This window comes from Muricoccus pecuniae (assembly GCF_014199205.1).
GTDB classification, from domain to species: domain Bacteria; phylum Pseudomonadota; class Alphaproteobacteria; order Acetobacterales; family Acetobacteraceae; genus Roseomonas; species Roseomonas pecuniae.
Genome location: NZ_JACIJD010000005.1, coordinates 208,667 through 226,575, shown reverse-complemented (window position 1 = coordinate 226,575; position 17,909 = coordinate 208,667). Strand labels below are relative to the sequence as shown.

Genomic DNA, 17,909 nt, shown 5'->3' with positions numbered 1-17,909 from the left:
TTCCGGACCGCTCCCGGCGATGTCAGCGATGCCGGCTGTGGACGGCGGCGTTCATTCCGTCGAAACTGGAGGCCGCATGCTGCACCGTGCCCAACGCCGCCCGCAGTTCTTCTACACCACCGCCCCCCTGCCCTGCCCCTACCTGGCCGGGCGGACGGAGCGGAAGGTGGTGACCGAGCTTTCCGGGCCGGAAGGCGAGGCGCTGCACGACCGCCTCTCCCGCGCCGGCTTCCGCCGGAGCCACAACATCGCCTACGCCCCGGTCTGCCCGGGATGCCAGTCCTGCATCCCGATCCGGATCGTGGTGGCCGACTTCCAGCCCGGCCGCACCCATCGGCGCGTGATGCGGAACAACGTGGGAGTGACGGCGCAGGACGTTCCGGCCCGCGCCACCGCCGAGCAGTTCGCCCTGTTCCAGCGCTACCAGCGCGCCCGCCACCGGGACGGGGACATGGCGGCCATGGGCTTCTACGACTACCGCGCCATGGTGGAGGACACGCCGATCACCACCATGCTGATCGAGTTCCGCGAGGAACCCGACCGGCTGATCGGCGCCTGCCTGACCGACTGGCTGAAGGACGGGCTCTCGGCCGTCTACTCCTTCTTCGAGCCCGACCTCGCCGGGCGCTCCCTCGGCACGCTCGCCATCCTGCACCTCGTGGAGCGCGCGCGGGAGTTGGGGCTGCCCTATGTCTATCTCGGCTACTGGGTGCCGCAGAGCGAGAAGATGGCCTACAAAGCCGGCTTCAAGCCGAGCGAGATCCTGACCAACGGCACCTGGCATCCGCTGCGCGACGGCGTGCCGCCGGTGACGCAGCTCGTGCCGGAGAGCGTGGGCTAGAGCGGTTTCCCTTCGCCCTGGCTCACTTCAACCGCTCGGCCATGTCGTTTGAAAAGCCGATCCACCCATCCCGGTGGCTCCACCGGAACGGGATCGACTCTAGACGGGGCCTTCCCTGCCCACAAAGCTGATGGCGGCCTCGATCTCTGCCGGAGCGGGCTGGGAGGCGCGGGTCCAGGTCACCCGCTCCTTCAGGACACGCATGGGAACGCCGCCCACCAGGGTGCAGGGCGCCACATCCTTGGTGACGATGGTATTCATCGCCACGATCGCTCCCCGCCCGATGCTCACCCCGCGCCCGACCACCGCGTCCTTGCCGATCCAGACATGCGGACCGACGCGGATGCTGGCCGGCGGGTTCAGCGCGCTGGCCGGGTCATCGAGCGAGACGATGCCGTGGCTGTCGCTGGTCCGCAGCTGCACGCGATAGGCGATCATCACGTCATCGCCGAGGACGATGCTGCGGCGCGGCCCCTCGACGAGGAAGTCCGCAAGGTTGGCGGTGAAGTTCCGCCCGATGAAGAGTGCTCCCTCGTGGTGTCGGAAGGTCGCGGAGGCCTGACAGGCGCCGCGCCCGTTGAAGATGAAGAGATGGCCGTCGCCCTCGAAGCCGACAGTGCCGGAAATCGTGCCCTCGGCGCCGATGACAACGATGCAGCCCGTGCGGGCGCCGAAACGGAGGCGCAGCTTGTGGCCGGGGCGCTCAGCGGCGAGAAGGATGTGATTGCCGGGCCCGGCGCCGTCCACCTGGATGCCCAGCGCCGCGAGCGCCGCAGCATCCTCCGCGCCCGTGCCGAAGAGCCGCGCGCCCGTCACATCCGGGAAGGAGTGGTCCGGCCGGGGACGGTCGAAGAAGCCGCCCCAGGCCGGATGTTCCGTGAGGGCCCTGATCAGGCCTTCCCGGCTCTCCCCGCCGGCACTCACCCGTCGAAACGATTGGACTTGGGGAAGCCGTTAGGCGGCATCTTGCCCGCGCCGCCGCGATTGCCGCGCCAGGGGGCGAGCACCGTCTCGGTACGGGTGCGCCCGCCGAGCTGCCAGGTCAGCCCGTCCCGGCGCGCGTCGAAGACCTTCACGTCCGAGAGCCCGCCGTCCCGGTAGCCCTGCAGCGCCACGCCGCGCCCGCGCGACATCTCCGGCACCTGCTCCAGCGGGAAGATCAGCAGCTTGCGGTTGTCGCCGATCACCGCGACCGTGTCGCCCTCCACCGCGGCGGCGACGGCGAGCGTGTCCGGCGCGTCCACCACCAGCACCTGCTTGCCCGTGCGCTTCTCGGCGAGCAGGTCCTCGGACTTCACGACGAAGCCGCGGCCCGAGGAGGAGGCCAGGAGAAACTTCATCCCCTCGCGCCAGACGAAGGCGGAGAGGATGCCGTCCTCGTTGCCCAGCTCCACGGTCAGCCGCACGGGCTGCCCGTCGCCGCGGCCGCGCGGGATGGCGTCGGCCTTGATCGTGTAGGCGCGGCCGTTGGAGGCGAGCAGGCCGATGCGGTCCGTCGTCTCCGCGTGCAGCATGAGGGCGAGGCTGTCGCCTTCCTTGAAGCGCAGGCCGGAGGGGTCCTCGATATGGCCCTTCTGCGCGCGCAGCCAGCCCTTCTCCGAGAGGATGACAGTGATCGGCTCGCGCTCGACGAACTGGTTCTCGTCGAACACCACCGCCACCGCCTCGGTCTGCACCGTGCGGCGGTCGCCCAGCGCGCCGGAGCCGAACCTGTCCCGCGCCGCGCCGATCTCCTCGGCGATCCGGTCCCACTGCGCCCTCTCGCTGGCGAGGAGCTTCTGGAGCCCCTTCAGCTCCTTCGTCAGCCGCGTGTGCTCGCGCCGGATCTCCATCTCCTCCAGCTTGCGGAGGGCGCGGAGGCGCATGTTCAGGACTGCCTCGGCCTGGTTGTCCGTCAGGCCGAAGGTCCTGATCAGCGCCTCCTTCGGATGGTCCTCCTCGCGGACGATGCGGATCACCTCGTCGAGGTTGAGATAGACGAGGAGGTAGCCGTCCAGGATCTCCAGCCGCTTCTCGATGGCGGAGAGGCGGTGGCGGGAGCGGCGGACGAGCACGACCTGCCGGTGGTCGAGCCAGGAGCGCAGCACCTCGCGCAACCCCATGACGCGCGGGGTGCGCTCGGCATCCAGCACATTCATGTTCAGCGGGATGCGGCTCTCCAGCGGCGTCGCACGGAAGAGGCTCTCCATCAGCATGGCGGGCTCGATCGTGCGGGTCTTGGGCTCCAGCACGAGGCGCACCTTGTCCGTGCTCTCGTCGCGCACATCGGCGAGCAGCGGCAGCTTCTTCGCCTCCAGCAGCTCCGCGATCCCCTCGATCAGGCGCGACTTCTGCACCTGATACGGGATCTCGGTGACGACGATGTGCCAGGTGCCGTTCTTGAGCTTCTCCACCTCCCACTTCGCGCGCAGGCGGAAGCCGCCGCGGCCGGTCTCGTAGGCGTTCAGGATGCTGTCGGCGGGCTCCACCATCACGCCGCCCGTCGGGAAGTCCGGGCCGGGCATATGGGCGAGGAGCTGGGCGGTGGTGGCCTCGGGGTTGCGGATCAGCTCCAGCGCCGCGCCGCAGACCTCGCCCGCATTGTGCGGCGGGATGGAGGTGGCCATGCCCACGGCGATGCCGTTCGCGCCGTTCGCCAGGAGGTTCGGGAAGGCGGCCGGCAGCACGACCGGCTCCTGCTCCTCCCCGTCATAGGTAGCGCGGAAATCAACGGCGTCCTCGTCGATGCCCTCCAGCAGCGCCTTGGCGACCTCGGTGAGCTTCGCCTCGGTGTAGCGCATGGCCGCGGCGTTATCGCCGTCGATATTGCCGAAATTGCCCTGGCCCTCGACGAGCGGGTAGCGCGCCGCGAAGTCCTGGGCGAGCCGCACCAGCGCCTCGTAGACCGAGGCGTCGCCGTGCGGGTGATACTTGCCGATCACGTCGCCCACCACGCGGGCGCATTTCTTGAAGCCGCCCGCGGGGTCCAGCCGCAACTGCTGCATCGCCCAGAGCAGGCGGCGATGAACCGGCTTCAGCCCGTCCCGCACATCCGGCAGGGAGCGCGCCATGATGGTGGACATGGCATAGGCGAGGTAACGCTCGGACAGGGCGCCGGCGAGCGGGGTCTCGTTGATGCGGCCGCCATCGGGCAGCGCCTTCAGGTCGTCGGGCATGGGCTCGGCGCTATGTTCTTCATCTGTTCAGGGTGATCCGTTCTAGCAGGACCGGGGCGCGGATGCCAGCACGGCGCGCCTCAGGCCGCCTTTTCCCCGGCCTCTGCGAGCGCGGCGACACGGTCCGCGAGTGCCTCCCGCGCAGCAGGCATCGGGCGGTGATGACTGCCGAAGGCATCGCGGGCGAGGAAGTGGCCGGTCAGGCGCAGGGCGTCCGACCAGTCCTTCGGCCCGCTCGGCCGGGAGGGATCCCGCATGAAGGGCGGCAGGGGCAGCATGCGGTCGGCATAGGGGGCCGCGACCTCGGCGCGCACCGCGCGGCCGGATTTCGGGGAGACATGGGTCAGCCCCTCCGCCTCCCCCGTCACGGCGCAGCGCGCGAGGTCGAGGCCGTAGCCGAGCTCGGCCAGCAGCAGCACTTCCCAGTGCACGAGGTCGGGCAGCACCTCCTCCGCCCCCCGCCCGAGATGGGCGAGGATGGGGACGAGGGCGCGGAAGGCGGCGGGGTGCGGCTCGCGCTCCGGCAGGGCCTCGGCGGCCACTGCGCAGGCGGAGGAGAGCAGCGCGAGGGCCAGCGGATCGTCCATCGCGAGCGCCGCCGTGGGATGCACCAGCTCCCCGCTGAGATGGCCGAGCTGGTCGGAGAGGCGAGCCATCCAGCGCGCTTCCACGAGGTTGCCGGGCAGCCAGACCGGCGTCTGCGCGCGAGAGGCGCCGCCGCGCGCCATGCCGGCGTGGCGGCCGTGCTCCTCCGTGAGAAGGCTGATCACGGCCCCGCCCTCCCCGAGGGGGCGGGACTCCAGGACGATGGCGGGGGCGGTCCATTCCATGCCGGAAAGATGGGGTTCCCGGCCCCCGAACGCTACTCCAGGTCCTCCAGCCCGAGGGCGCGGAGGCGGCCGCGCTCCTCGTCCCAGCCCGGCCTGTCCTTCACGTTGAGGAAGAGATGGACCGGCCGCTCCAGCAGCTTCGTCAGCTCCACGCGCGCCCGCTGGCCGATCTCGCGGATGCGGGAGCCCTTGTCCCCGATGAGGATCGCCTTCTGGGAGGACCGGCCGACATAGATGGTGCAGTCGATCCGCACCGAGCCGTCCTTGCGCTCCTGCCAGGACTCCGTCTCCACCGTCGCGTGGTGCGGGACCTCCTCATGGGTCTGGCGCAGGATCTGCTCGCGCACGATCTCGGCGGCCAGCATCCGGTCCGTCACGTCGGACAGCTCGTCCTCGGGGAACAGCCATGGCCCGACCGGCATCGCCTCGCAGAGCTGGGTGCGGAGGCGGTCCACCCCATCCCCCGTCTCGGCGGAGATCATGAAGGTCTCGGCGAACTGGAGCAGCCCGTTCAGCTCGGCGGTGAGGGGCAGCAGGCGCTTGGTGTCGAACAGGTCCGTCTTGTTCAGCACGAGCCAGAGCGGCGGCGAACCCTTGGCCAGCTTGGCGACGATGGCGCGCAGCGGATCGGTCAGCCCCGCCCGCGCATCCACCACCAGCATGGCGAGGTCGGCGTCCTGCGCGCCGCCCCAGGCGGCGGCGACCATGGCGCGGTCCAGCCGGCGGCGCGGGCTGAAGATGCCGGGCGTGTCCGTCAGCACCACCTGCGACCGCCCCTCCGTGAGGATGGCGCGGATGCGGAAGCGCGTCGTTTGCGGCTTGTTCGAGACGATGGAGACCTTGGCGCCCGCCAGCCGGTTCACCAGGGTGGACTTGCCGGCATTCGGCGCGCCCAGCACGGCGGCGAGACCGGCGCGGGTCGGTCCCTCAGGGGCCGTCTTCGGCCCCTCGGGCGCGGTCTCCTCGGGAATGTCGTCCTCAGCCACGGGACAGCTCCGTCAGCAGCGCCTCGGCCGCGAGTTGCTCAGCGGCGCGCTTGCTCTCGCCGCTGGCCTCGGCCGCCTTGCCGCAGGCGCGCGCCGAGACGGTGAAGAGCGGCGCGTGGGAGGGACCCTCGGCGCTCACCAGCACGTATTCGGGCAGGCCCTGGCCGCGGCCGAGCAGGTATTCCTGCAGCCGGCTCTTGGCGGACATGGGCGGGGTCGCGTCCGCCTCCATGGCGACGGTCCATTCGCGGCGGATGAAGGCGCGCGCGGCCTCCAGCCCGGCATCGAGGTAGAGGGCGCCGATCAGCGCCTCCGTCGCGTCCGCCACCACGTTGGCGCGCTGGCGCAGCCCGGTGCGGCCCTCGGCGGGGGGAATGCGAAGGGCGGCCGGAAGGCCGATGGCGTCGCCCACCTTGGCCAGGGTGTCGGCGGCCACGAGCACCGCCAGGCGCTTGCCCAGCTCCCCCTCCCGCTCCTCGGGAAAGCGCTCGGACAGCCACTCGGCCATGCAGAGGGCGAGGACGCGGTCGCCGAGGAACTCCAGCCGCTCGTTCGAATCGAGCTGGCGGCGCTTCGGATCGGCGGCGGAGCGGTGGGTGAGCGCCTGCTCCAGCAGGGCGGGATCGCGGAACCCATGCCCCAGCCGGTCCGAGAGCATGGCGACGGGCGCCTTCACGAGAGCCCTCCCGCCATCATCGCACGCCCGAGAAGATGCGCGTCCAGCGGACGGCGAAGGGCCAGGCCCAGACCTCCCACCAGCTCGCCGAGCCGTCCCACGAGAAGAAGATGAACTCGGCCCGGCCGACGAGGTTCTCCACGGGCACGAAGCCGACATAGCTCGTGGCCCGGCTGTCGAGGGAGTTGTCGCGGTTGTCGCCCATGGCGAAGACGTGGTCGGACGGGACCACGAATTCCTGCGTGTTGTCGTAGGGGCCGTCATCCGAGGCCTCCAGGATCTCATGAGTGCGCGCGGGGCTGCCGGAACTCGGCGGCAGCGTCTCGCGGTAGAGCCGCACGGTCAGGCGGGGGCCGTCCCCCTCCACGGTGTAGGGGCCGACGGCCGTGCGCGTCACGGGCTGGCCGTTCACGCGCAGGACCCCCTGCCGCACCTGGATGCGGTCCCCGGGCAGGCCGACGATGCGCTTGATGTAGTCCGTGGTGCCGTCCCGCGGCAGCTTGAACACGGCCACGTCGCCGCGCGCGGGCAGGCTGCCCAGGATGCGGCCGCGGAAGAGGTTCGGGCTGAAGGGCAGCGAGGCCCGGGAATAGCCGTAGGAGTACTTCGACACGAACAGGTAGTCGCCCACCAGCAGGGTCGGGATCATGCTGCCGGAGGGGATGTTGAACGGCTCGAAGGCGATGGTGCGGATGCCGATGGCGATCAGGCCCGCATAGAGGATCGTCTTCAGGCTCTCCAGCCAGCCGCCGGAGGACTTATTGCTCATCGTATGCTTCTTCGCGGCCTCACCCGGCCGGCCGAGAACCCCCGGAGAGCCCGGACAGGGGCGTGGGTCGGGCCGCCGCTGGCCCGTGGGTGCGACAGATGGGCCGGGCTGTCAAGGAAGGCCGGGGCGGCACTTCAGGGAAGCAACCCCAGCGGGGCGTGCGAACGGCCCTAAAAAGGCACGGCCGAGATGATCACCACAGCCTCGGCATAGGGGTACTCGTCCGTCATGGTCAGCGCCACCTGGGCGCGGTGCCCGGGCGGGGTGATGGCGGCCAGCCGCTCCGCCGCCCCGCCGGTCATCTCCATGGTCGGCTGGCCGGAGGGGAGGTTCACCACGCCGAGGTCGCGCCAGTAGACGCCGGCCCGGAAGCCGGTCCCCAGCGCCTTGGAGGCTGCCTCCTTCGCCGCGAAGCGCTTGGCATAGGTCGCGATCCGGATGCGCTCCGCCCGCCGCTCGGCCTTGGCGCGCTCGAGATCGGTGAAGACGCGGGAGATGAAGCGATCCCCGTGGCGCTCGATGGTCCGCTCGATCCGGCGGATGTCCACCATGTCGTTGCCGAGGCCGAGAATCATGGTGTGGGGATCACGCCTTGGCCCGCTCCACCTGCTCGATGCCCGGCAGTGCGCGAAGGGCGGCGATGACGCTGGAGAGGTGGCGCAGGTCCTTCACCTCCAGGTCCACGTTCAACTCGGCGAAGTCCGAGGCGCGGTGGAGGAAGCGGAGGGACTGGATCCGTGCCTCCTGCTTCGTGATCGCGGTCGTCATCCCCGCGATCGCCGCCGCCTCGTTGGAGGCAATGACGGAGAGCCGCGCGACATGCTCCCCGGCCGCGCCCGGGGCGGTGTCCCAGTCCACGTCGATGAAGCGCTCGGGCGTGCCGGCGAAGGCGTCGAGCGTGTGGCAGCCCTGCTTGTGCACGGTCACGCCGCGGCCGGTGGAGACGATGCCCACGATCCGGTCCCCCGGCACGGGGTGGCAGCAGCCGGCAAAGCTCACCTCCATGCCCGAGACGAGGCCGGTGATGCCGTGCGCGACGTCCCGCCCCTTGGTGACGCGGTGGGGAACGGTCGAGCCCGGCTTGCCCCGCGCGCGGGTGAGGGCCAGGGCCTCGATGCCCGAGACGGCCGGGCGCGGCGGGCCGCGCAGTTCCGGCACGGCGGCGTGCAGCACGTCGCGCGCCGTGATGTTGCCGGCGCCGACCGCGATGCAAAGCTCCTCGAAGCCCGGCTGCTTCAGCGCCTTGACTGCGGGCTCCGCGATCTTCTCCGAGAAGTCCAGCCCCTCCTGGCGGAAGGCGCGGGCGATGGCCTGCCGGCCGTTCTCCCGGCTCTCCTCGCGCTGGCGGGCGAGCACGGTGCGGCGGATGCGGGCGCGCGCCTTGCCCGTGACGACGAAGCGCTCCCAGGCCGGGTTGGGCGTGCCGCCGCGGGCGGTGATGATCTCGACCTGGTCGCCGTTCTCGAGCTGGTGCCGCAGCGGCACGATGCGCCCGTTGATCTTCGCGCCGACGCAGGAATCGCCGATCTGGGAGTGGACGTGATAGGCGAAGTCCACCGGCGTCGCCCCGCGGGGCAGCGCGATCAGGTCGCCCTTGGGGGTGAAGCAGAAGACCTGGTCCTGGTGGAGGGCGAGCTTCGTGTTCTCCAGGAAGTCCTGCGCCTCCCCGGCATTCTCCAGGATCTCCAGCAGGTCCTTCACCCAGGGATAGCGCTTGCGGTCGCGGGAGGCGTTCACCACCCCGTCCGGGCCCTGCTTGTAGATCCAGTGGGCCGCGACGCCGAACTCGGCGACCTCGTGCATCTCCGGCGTGCGGATCTGCACCTCGATCTTGGCGTTCCGGCGCTCGGGCACCGTCACCCCGGTATGGAGGGACTGGTAGCCGTTGGGCTTGGGGGTGGAGATGTAGTCCTTGAAGCGGCCGGGGACGACGCGATAGGCCGAGTGGATGGCGCCCAGTGCGGCGTAGCAGTTCGCCTTGTCGTCGGTGATGACGCGGAAGGCCATGATGTCCGAGAGCTGCTCGAACTCGACCTTCTTCGAATGCATCTTCAGCCAGATGCCGTAGGCCGACTTCTCCCGCCCCTGGATCTCGATCACCGGCACGTCCGAGTCCCGGAGGCGGCGGCGCAGGTCCTCGGCGATGTCGGCGATGAGGTCAGCGCCCTGGCCGCGGAGGAAGGCGAGGCGGGCATTGATCGTCTGGGAGGCGTCGGGCTGGAGCTCGCGGAAGGCGCGGTCCTCCAGCTCGTCCTTCACCGACTGCATGCCGATGCGCTCGGCGAGCGGCGCATAGATCTCCATCGTCTCGCGCGCAGTGCGGGCGCGGCGGTGCTGCTGCGGGACGAAGTGGAGGGTCCGCATGTTGTGCGTGCGGTCGGCGAGCTTCACGAGGAGGACGCGGATGTCCTCGCTCATCGCCAGCACGAGCTTGCGGAAGTTCTCGGCCTGCTTCGTGCGCTCGGACTGCAGCTCCAGCCGCGTCAGCTTCGTGACGCCGTCCACGAGCTTGGCCACATCAGGCCCGAAGTCGCGGGAGAGGTCCTGGAGCGTGACCCCGGTGTCCTCCACGGTATCGTGGAGAAGGGCGGTCGCGATGGTGGCCGCGTCCAGCCGGTAGCCGGCCAGGATGCCGGCGACGGCCACGGGATGGCCGATATAGGGGTCGCCGTTATCGCGCTGCTGGTTGCGGTGGGCCTTCTCGGCGACGCCATAGGCCCGCTCGATCATCGCCCCGTCGGCGCGGGGGTCGTAGCCCGTGACGAGGGCGGCCAGGGCGGCGCCGGGATTCTCACCCAGCCCCGCATCGCCCGTACCATCGCCTCCCCCGAAGTCGGAGGCGCCGGCGAGCACCCCTTCGGGCGCCCAGAAGGGGGTCATGGCGACACCGGGAGGGTTAGGGATCCCGGTGCCGTCTTTCATGGAGAGATATGCCCCCCGGTCAGCGGCGGCCGCCGAGCTCGGCCGCGATGGCGGCCTCGAGGTCGTCGCCGGACATGTCCTCGACCTGCATGCCGGCCTCGGCCGCGCTCTCCTCGTTGACGTCCATCACGCCGAAGATGTTCTCGTCGGTCGCGATGAGGTCGATCACCTCCTCCTCCACCGGCTCGGGCTCGGGGGCGCGCAGGAGGGACTTCACGATGTCCTCCTTCAGCCCGTCCAGCTCGACGGTCTGGTCAGCGATCTCGCGGAGCGCGATGACGGGGTTCTTGTCGTTGTCCCGGTCCACCGTCAGCTCCTCGCCGCGCGAGATCGCACGGGCGCGCTGGGCGGCGAGAAGGACGAGGTCGAAGCGGTTAGGAACCTGGAGGATGCAGTCCTCGACCGTGACGCGGGCCATGGCGGACTCCGTTTATTCTGTGCGGGCGAACGGGTCAGATAGAGCGGACGGCGCCGGAACACAACCCCGCGTGAAACCACCCACCAGGCCCGGGGCAATCCGCCGCATCGGGGCGGGCGGAAGGTCCCGCAGCAACGCCTCCGCCTCCTGGCCCGTCGAGGGATGCACCCATCCCGGCCAGACCTCCCGGAGCGGCTCCAGCACGAAGCGGCGCAGATGGGCGCGGGGATGGGGGATCACGGGGTCGGGCGCCGCGCGGAGGAGGCGGCCCATCGCCACGATGTCGAGGTCCAGCGTCCGGGGCGCGTTGGGGTAGGGGCGCCCCCTGCCCTCCCGCGCCTCGATCGCCTGGAGCGCGGCGAGCAGCGCGGCGGGATCGGCCGCCCCGCGCAGCCGCGCGACGCCGTTCACGTACCAGGGGCTGGCGGGGTCCGGCGGCTCGGGCGCCGTCTCCCACCAGGATGAGGTGGCCAGGAGGGAGAGGCCCAGGAGGCCGTCCAGCGCCTCCGCGGCCCGCCGGCAGGTGGCGAGCGGCGCGGCGCCGTCCGGCCCCGGCAGGTTGGCCCCGATGGCGACGAGGATGTCGCCCCCGGATTCGCCGGCCGGGCTCAGGAGTAGCGCTCCTCCTTCCAGGGGTCGCCGCGGTCGTGGTAGCCGCGCACCTCCCAGAAGCCGGGACGGTCATCGGGGATCAGGGTGATCCGCCGGATCCACTTCGGGCTCTTCCAGAAGTAGAGATGCGGCACGACGAGGCGCAGCGGCCCGCCGTGCTGGCGGGTCAGCGGCTGGCCCTCCCAGTGGGTAGCCAGGAGGTTCTCCGGCCGGTCGAGGTCGGCCAGCGGCAGGTTCGTGGTGTAGCCGTCATGCGACTCCATCGTCACGAAGCGCGCCTCGGGCCGCGGGCGGGCACGGGCGAGGAGGTCGGTCACGGAGATGCCGCGCCAGTCGTTGTCGTAGCGGGACCACTGGGTGACGCAGTGGATGTCGTTGCGCCGCTCCTCCTGGGGAAGCGCCATCAGCTCGGCCCAGGAGAGGGAGAGCGGGGCCTCCACCAGCCCGTCGATGTCCAGCCGGGCAGCGGCCTCGGAGACGGCGGGCTGGATGCCGAGGTCCAGCACCGGCCAGTCCGTCACCAGCCGCTGGCCCGGCGGCAGCCGGTCCCGCTCGGGATCGCCGGCGGTGCCGGTCAGCAGACGTCCCTGCTCCGCCCAGAGCTCCTTGGTGCGGACCAGTTTCTCCTTAATCCCCTCCAGGACCCCTTCCGGGGTTCCGCCGGGCTTGCCCTCGGGCGCGCTGTCCTTGCTCATGCCGCAGAGGTGCGCGCGGATGGCCCGGGATGCAACGCCCCCGCCGCCGGTTTCGCGCCGGAGGCGTGCGCGACCGTTCCCGGCGATCAGTGGCGAAGGGTAACGGGGCATAGGGGGCGGGTCCCATCCGGCCTACAATGATCGCGTGCGACAAGCAGTTCCGACCCTTCCTCCCCCCGCGCCCACGCGGCGGGGCGCCAACAGGCTCATCCTGGGCGCGATCCTCGGCGCGCTCCCCTCGGGCTGCGCCCTCCTCCCCGATCCCGTCCCGGCCGTGGCGGCCGGGCCCAACCGGTTCCGCGAAGCCGATTCGCGCGCCCCCGTCTCCTGGCCGGACCCGAACTGGTGGCGCCGCTTCGGCTCCACCGAGCTGGAGCGGCTGATGGCCCGCATGGCCGGCGAGAACCTCGACCTTGCCGTGGCCGCCGCGCGGGTGCGCCAGGCCGACGCCTCCGCCCGGATCGCCGGCGCCGCCCTGCTGCCCATCGTCACCGGCGGGGGTAGCGCTCAGCGCAGCGAGGCGGGCGGCGGCGCGCGGGCGGTGACGCGATACAGCGCGAGCCTCGCCGCTTCCTACGAGATCGACTTCTGGGGGCTGAACCGGAACGCCGCCCTGTCGGCCCGGCTCTCGGCCGAGGCGACCCGATTCGACCTCGGCACGACCCTCATCACGACCGAGGCCTCCGTCGCCAACACCTACTTCACCATCCTGGAGGCGCGGGACGCCTTGCGGATCCAGGAGGCGAACCTCGCCGCCGCCCGCCGGGTGCTGGCCGTGATCCGGCAGCAGGTGGCGGCGGGCACGGCCACGGGCCTCGACCTCGCGCAGCAGGAGACGGTGGTGGCCCAGCAGGAGGCGGCGGTGCCCCCCTTGCGACAGACCGTCTCCCAGAACATCGCCACCCTCGCCGTGCTCGTCGGGCGGGCGCCGGCGGAGATCGAGATCACCGGCCAGGGCTTCGGCCGGCTGGACGTGCCATCCCCCTCCCCCGGCCTGCCCTCGGAGTTGCTGGCGCGGCGGCCGGACGTGCTGGCGGCGGAGGCGGCCCTCGCCTCCGCCAATGCGAATGTGGCGGTGGCCCGGGCGGCGCTGCTGCCCTCCGTCACCCTCTCGGCCCAGGGCGGGTTCCAGTCCCTCCTCCTCGGCACGCTGCTCCGGCCGGAGGCGCAGTTCGCCACCCTCGCCGCGAGCCTCGCCCAGACCGTCTTCGACGGCGGCGCCCTGCGCGGCCGGGTGGAGCTGGCCCGGGCGCAGCAGGAGGAGCTTCTCTTCACCTATCGCCAGGCCATCCTCTCCGCCCTCTCCGACGTGGAGAGCGCCCTCGCCGCCCTGCGCGAGACGACGGAGCAGGAGGCGCTGCTGCGCGAGGCGGAGACGCGCGCCGCCCGCGCCTACAACATCGCCGAGGAGCAGCTCCGCGGCGGCATCATCAACCTGATCACCCTGCTCAACACCCAGGCGACGCTCTTTACCGCCCGCCGCAACCTGTCGACCGGGCGGCTCAGGCGTTTCCAGGCAGCGGTGGGGCTGTTCCGGGCGCTCGGCGGTGGCTGGGGCCCGCGCGCCGCCGCCCAAGTTTCGGAGATACGCCGATGAGGCGCGGATACGCTTGGCTCCTGGCGCTGGTGCTGCTGGCCGGCGCCGGCGGGGCGGGCTGGTGGTGGTGGCAGGGGCGCGGGGTGCAGGACCCCTCGGCGGCGCGCGACCAGCGAGAGGCGCAGGGGCCGCAGGGCACGGTCGCGCCGCAGGGGCCCGGGGCGCCGCGCCAAGGCGCAGGCGGGGCGGGCCGCGCGCGCCGCCCCGGCGGGGGCCCTCCCGTGCCGGTGACGGTGGCCGAGGCCTCCCGCCGGGACGTCTCCCTCACCGTGGACGCGCTCGGCACGGTGGTGCCGCTGGAGAGCGTCGTCGTCCGCACGCAGATCGACGGCCAGCTCATGGAGGTGAACTTCCGCGAGGGCCAGGAGGTCGCCAAGGGGGAGGTGCTGGCGCGCGTGGACGAGCGCACCGCCCAGGCCGCGCTGCAGCAGGCCGAGGGCAAGCGGGCCTATGACCAGGCCCAGCTCGCCAATGCCCGGGTGGACCTCCAGCGCTACCAGAGCCTCGCCCGCGGCGCAGGGGTGACGCAGCAGCAGGTGGACACCCAGCGCGCCCAGGTGGCGATGCTGGAGGCCCAGGTCAGGCAGGACGAGGCCGCCATCGAGCAGGCGCGCACCCAGCTCGGCTTCGCCACCATCCGCGCGCCGCTGGCCGGGCGCGTCGGCATCCGGCAGGTCGATCCCGGCAATATCGTGCGGGGCTCGGACACGAACGGCATCGTGACGGTCACCCAGATGTCGCCCATCGGCGTCACCTTCACCCTGCCGCAGCAGGAACTGCCGCGCCTGATGCGGGCGATGGCCGCGGGCCCCGTGCCCGTGGAGACCCTGCCGGGGCCCAATTCCTCATCGGGCAACGCGCCGGTCGCGCGCGGCACGCTGCTGACGGTGGACAATGCCGTGGACCCCACCACGGGCACGATCAAGGCGAAGGCCACCTTCTCCAACGAGGACCGCGCCCTCTGGCCCGGCGCCTTCGTCAACCTGCGCCTGCGGATCGAGGTGGTGCCGGGGGCGACCGTGGTGCCTCTCGTCTCCGTCCAGCGCGGGCCGGAGGGGAACTACGCCTTCGTCATCCGCGAGGACCGCACGGTGGAGCAGCGGCCCGTCACGATCGGGCAGACGACGCAGGCCGAGGCGGTGGTGCAGTCCGGCCTCCAGCCCGGGGAGCGCGTGGTGACCTCGGGCGGGCTGCGGCTGAGCGCGGGCACCGCGGTGGCCGTCGCCGACGACACCGCCCCCGCCCGCCCCGCCGGCCCCCGCCCGCGCCGCACGGCCGACGCGCAGGGAAGCGCGAATTGAACATCTCGGCCCCTTTCATCTCGCGGCCCGTGGCGACGACGCTCCTGTCGGTCGCCGTGCTGCTCGTGGGTCTCTGGGGCTACTGGCGGCTGCCCGTCTCCTCCCTGCCCGAGGTCGAGTTCCCGACGATCGAGGTCTCCACCCAGCTGCCCGGCGCGGCGCCCGACACGGTGGCGCTGCTGGTCACCGCGCCGCTGGAGCGCCAGCTCGGGCAGATCGCCGGGGTCTCGGTGATGACCTCCACCTCCGGCCCCGGCACCAGCCGCATCGCCATCCAGTTCGCGCTGGACAAGGACATCGAGGAGGCGGCGCAGGACGTGCAGGCGGCGCTGGACGCCGCGCGCGGCACGCTGCCGACGACCCTCCCCTATCCCCCGGTCTACGCGAAGGTGAACCCGGCGGACCCGCCGATCATCACCCTCGCCCTGACCTCCGACACCCTGCCCATCGCGCGGCTCTCGGACACGGCCGACACGCTGCTCGCGCAGAAGCTCTCCCAGTCCGCGGGCGTCGGCCGCGTGACGGTGCAGGGCAACATGCGCCCGGCCGTCCGGCTGCGGATCGACCCGGCCCGGCTGGCCGCCTACGGCCTCTCCATGGCCGATGTCCGCACCGCCGTGACGGGGGCGAACGCCAACACGCCCAAGGGCTCGCTGGACGGTGCGCGCCAGGCCTCCACCATCATGGCGAACGACCAGATCACCGCCCCCGGCGAGTTCGCCGAGGTGATCGTGGCCTATCGCAACGAGGCGCCTGTCCGGCTGCGGGATCTCGGCACGGCGCAGGAAGGGCTGGAGAACGACCGCAACGGCGCCTGGTTCAACGGCCGGCCCGCCGTCATCCTCGATGTGCAGCGCCAGCCCGGTGCGAACATCGTGGACACGGTGGCCCGCATCCGCACCCAGCTCCCCGACCTCGAGCGCGGGCTGCCGGCCGGCATCGCCATGTCCGTCGTGTCGGACCGCACGGAGACGATCCGCGCCTCCGTGCGGGAGGTGGAGCTGACCCTCGTCCTCTCCACCGTGCTCGTCGTCGCGGTGATCTGGCTGTTCCTGCATTCGGGGCGGGCAACCATCGTGCCTGCGGTTTCGCTGCCGCTCTCCATCATCGGCACCTTCGCCGTGATGTCCTGGATGGGCTTCTCGCTCGACAACCTCTCCCTCATGGCCCTGGTGATCGCGACGGGCTTCGTGGTGGACGACGCGATCGTCATGATCGAGAACATCGTCCGCCACATCGAGGAGGGCATGGCGCCGCTCGCCGCAGCCTATGAGGGCGCGCGCGGCATCGCCTTCACCATCGTCTCCCTCACCGTCTCGCTCATCGCCGTCTTCATCCCGCTGCTCTTCATGGAGGGGGTGGTCGGCCGGCTGTTCCGCGAGTTCGCGCAGACGCTGACGGCCACCGTCCTCGTCTCCATGGTCGTCTCCCTTACCCTCACGCCCATGATGTGCGCGCTGCTGCTGCGCCCGGCCAGGGAGAGCAAGGGCCGGATCGCCCGGGCCTCCGACCGGGTGTTCGACGCCCTGCTGCACGCCTATCGCCGCGCGCTGGAGGTCACGCTGCGCGCCCAGGCGCTGACGCTGCTCGTCGCCATCGGGACGGTGGCGCTGACCGGCTGGCTCTACGTCGTCATCCCCAAGGGGTTCCTTCCCCCGCAGGACACGGGCCTCATCCAGATCGCCACCGAGGCGCCGGGCGACGTCTCCTTCGCCCGCATGTCGGAATTGCAGCGCGCCGTGGCGGAGGTCGTTCGGTCCGACCCGGCGGTGGAGGCGGTCACCTCCGTCGTCGGCGCGGGCACGGTGAACGCGACGCTCAACGGCGGGCGGGTGACGGCGGTGCTGCGGCCGCGCGAGACGCGGGACCTGACGGCACAGGAGGTGATCGCGCGCCTCTCCCCGCGCCTGGCCGGGATCGCGGGGATCGTCAGCTATCCCCAGGCCGTGCAGGACATCCAGATCGGCGCGCGTGCCGGCACCACCCAGTACCAGTTCACCGTGGTGGACGCGGACGCCGCCGAGCTGGCGCGCTGGTCTCCCCGCATCCTGGAGGCCCTGCGCGCCCTGCCGGAGCTGACCGACCTCTCCAGCGACCAGCAGCAGGACGGGCTGCGGATCACGGTGGAGGTGGACCGCGCCCGCGCCGGCCGGCTGGGCGTGACGATGCAGGCGGTCGACGACGCCCTCTACGACGCCTTCGGCCAGCGCCAGATCTCGACCATCTACGCCCAGAACAACCAGTACCGCGTGATCCTGGAAGCGGGCGAGGACTTCCTGGCGGACCCCACCCGCCTCGGCCTGCTGCGCGTGGCCGGCAGCACGGACGGCACGGCGAGCGTCGTCCCGCTCTCGGAAGTCGCGCGGATCGGGCGGGGAAGCGGGCCGCTGCAGGTGACGCGGGAGAACCAGTTTCCCGCCGTGACCTATTCCTTCAACCTCGCCGAGGGCGTCTCGCTCGGCGGGGCGGTCTCGGCCATCGGGGAAGCGCAGCGCCGCCTCGGCGTGCCCGCGACCATCACCGGGCGCTTCGCCGGGGATGCGGCGGAGTTCAACTCCTCCCTCCGCAGCCAGCCCTGGCTCATCCTCGCCGCGGTGGTGGTGATCTACATCACCCTCGGCGTCCTCTATGAGAGCCTCGTCCACCCGCTGACCATCCTCTCCACCCTGCCCTCGGCGGGGATCGGGGCGCTGCTGGCGCTGGAGCTGTTCGGGCTCGACCTCTCGGTCGTCGGCATCATCGGCATCCTCCTGCTGATGGGCATCGTGAAGAAGAACGCGATCATGATGATCGACTTCGCGCTGGAGGCGCAGCGGGACCGCGGCATGGCCCCGCGCGACGCCATCGTGGAGGCGGCGGTGCTGCGCTTCCGCCCGATCACCATGACGACATTGGCGGCACTGCTCGGCGCGCTGCCCCTCGTACTCGGCCACGGCGCGGGGTCGGAGTTGCGGCTGCCGCTCGGCGTTTCCATCGTCGGCGGCCTGGTCCTCTCGCAATTCGTGACGCTCTTCACCACGCCCTCGGTCTATCTCGCCCTCGAATGGGTGCGGATGCGGCTCGGGGGGCGGCGCGCGGTCGCGGCACCGGCGGAATGAGCATTCTGG

The 17,909-nt window shown here is 71.7% G+C and carries 15 protein-coding genes; 4 read left to right on the top strand and 11 right to left on the bottom strand.

Annotated elements, in window-relative coordinates; translation table 11 throughout:
- Positions 1-76: 76 nt before the first annotated feature.
- Complete coding sequence (locus FHS87_RS07615) at positions 77-841, top strand: arginyltransferase (RefSeq protein WP_184515762.1); 765 nt, start codon at positions 77-79, stop codon at positions 839-841.
- Between the two features lie 99 nt (positions 842-940).
- On the opposite strand, the gene FHS87_RS24435 is transcribed toward FHS87_RS07615, so the two are convergent.
- From FHS87_RS24435 to FHS87_RS07560, 11 genes are all read right to left on the bottom strand, one after another.
- On the bottom strand, positions 941-1,765 hold the full coding sequence (locus FHS87_RS24435; protein WP_184515759.1) for an acyltransferase: 825 nt from the start codon (positions 1,763-1,765) through the stop codon (positions 941-943).
- Complete coding sequence (gene parC, locus FHS87_RS07605; RefSeq protein WP_184515756.1) at positions 1,762-3,996, bottom strand: DNA topoisomerase IV subunit A; 2,235 nt, start codon at positions 3,994-3,996, stop codon at positions 1,762-1,764. The genes FHS87_RS24435 and parC overlap by 4 nt, the downstream gene beginning before the upstream one ends.
- 80 nt (positions 3,997-4,076) lie before the next feature.
- Entirely contained in the window at positions 4,077-4,826 is a 750-nt protein-coding gene (recO, locus tag FHS87_RS07600; protein ID WP_184515753.1) for a DNA repair protein RecO, read from the bottom strand.
- 32 nt (positions 4,827-4,858) lie between these two features.
- Positions 4,859-5,797 carry a GTPase Era gene (gene era, locus FHS87_RS07595; protein ID WP_184515866.1) on the bottom strand — a complete coding sequence of 313 codons (939 nt, stop codon included), beginning with the start codon at positions 5,795-5,797 and terminating at the stop codon, positions 4,859-4,861.
- Positions 5,798-5,804: 7 nt separating this feature from the next.
- Complete coding sequence (rnc, locus tag FHS87_RS07590; RefSeq protein WP_184515864.1) at positions 5,805-6,470, bottom strand: ribonuclease III; 666 nt, start codon at positions 6,468-6,470, stop codon at positions 5,805-5,807.
- Positions 6,471-6,504: 34 nt separating this feature from the next.
- Positions 6,505-7,257 carry a signal peptidase I gene (gene lepB / locus FHS87_RS07585; protein WP_184515750.1) on the bottom strand — a complete coding sequence of 251 codons (753 nt, stop codon included), beginning with the start codon at positions 7,255-7,257 and terminating at the stop codon, positions 6,505-6,507.
- Positions 7,258-7,427: 170 nt separating this feature from the next.
- Positions 7,428-7,832, bottom strand: coding sequence for a holo-ACP synthase (acpS, locus tag FHS87_RS07580; RefSeq protein ID WP_184515747.1), 405 nt, complete (start codon positions 7,830-7,832; stop codon positions 7,428-7,430).
- A gap of 10 nt (positions 7,833-7,842) precedes the next feature.
- On the bottom strand, positions 7,843-10,137 hold the full coding sequence (locus FHS87_RS07575; RefSeq protein WP_184515744.1) for a RelA/SpoT family protein: 2,295 nt from the start codon (positions 10,135-10,137) through the stop codon (positions 7,843-7,845).
- Positions 10,138-10,198: 61 nt separating this feature from the next.
- Positions 10,199-10,597, bottom strand: a complete 399-nt coding sequence (gene rpoZ / locus FHS87_RS07570) for a DNA-directed RNA polymerase subunit omega (protein ID WP_184515741.1) — start codon at positions 10,595-10,597, stop codon at positions 10,199-10,201.
- Positions 10,598-10,609: 12 nt separating this feature from the next.
- Positions 10,610-11,167, bottom strand: a complete 558-nt coding sequence (gene folK, locus FHS87_RS07565) for a 2-amino-4-hydroxy-6-hydroxymethyldihydropteridine diphosphokinase (protein ID WP_312861913.1) — start codon at positions 11,165-11,167, stop codon at positions 10,610-10,612.
- 38 nt (positions 11,168-11,205) lie between these two features.
- Entirely contained in the window at positions 11,206-11,904 is a 699-nt protein-coding gene (locus FHS87_RS07560) for a sulfite oxidase-like oxidoreductase (RefSeq protein WP_184515738.1), read from the bottom strand.
- A gap of 145 nt (positions 11,905-12,049) precedes the next feature.
- On the opposite strand from FHS87_RS07560, the gene FHS87_RS07555 reads away from it, so the two are divergent.
- From FHS87_RS07555 to FHS87_RS07545, 3 genes are read left to right on the top strand one after another with little or no spacing between them, the layout of a single operon-like run.
- Positions 12,050-13,501: an efflux transporter outer membrane subunit gene (locus tag FHS87_RS07555; RefSeq protein ID WP_312861910.1), complete on the top strand. Its 1,452-nt coding sequence runs from the start codon at positions 12,050-12,052 to the stop codon at positions 13,499-13,501.
- A complete protein-coding gene (locus FHS87_RS07550; protein WP_184515735.1) occupies positions 13,498-14,802 on the top strand; it encodes an efflux RND transporter periplasmic adaptor subunit in 1,305 nt (434 codons plus the stop codon). Before FHS87_RS07555 ends, FHS87_RS07550 begins: the two co-directional genes overlap by 4 nt.
- The gene (locus FHS87_RS07545; protein WP_184515732.1) at positions 14,799-17,900 is read left to right on the top strand and encodes an efflux RND transporter permease subunit; all 3,102 of its coding nucleotides are present in this window, start codon (positions 14,799-14,801) and stop codon (positions 17,898-17,900) included. The genes FHS87_RS07550 and FHS87_RS07545 overlap by 4 nt, the downstream gene beginning before the upstream one ends.
- Positions 17,901-17,909 lie beyond the last annotated feature (9 nt).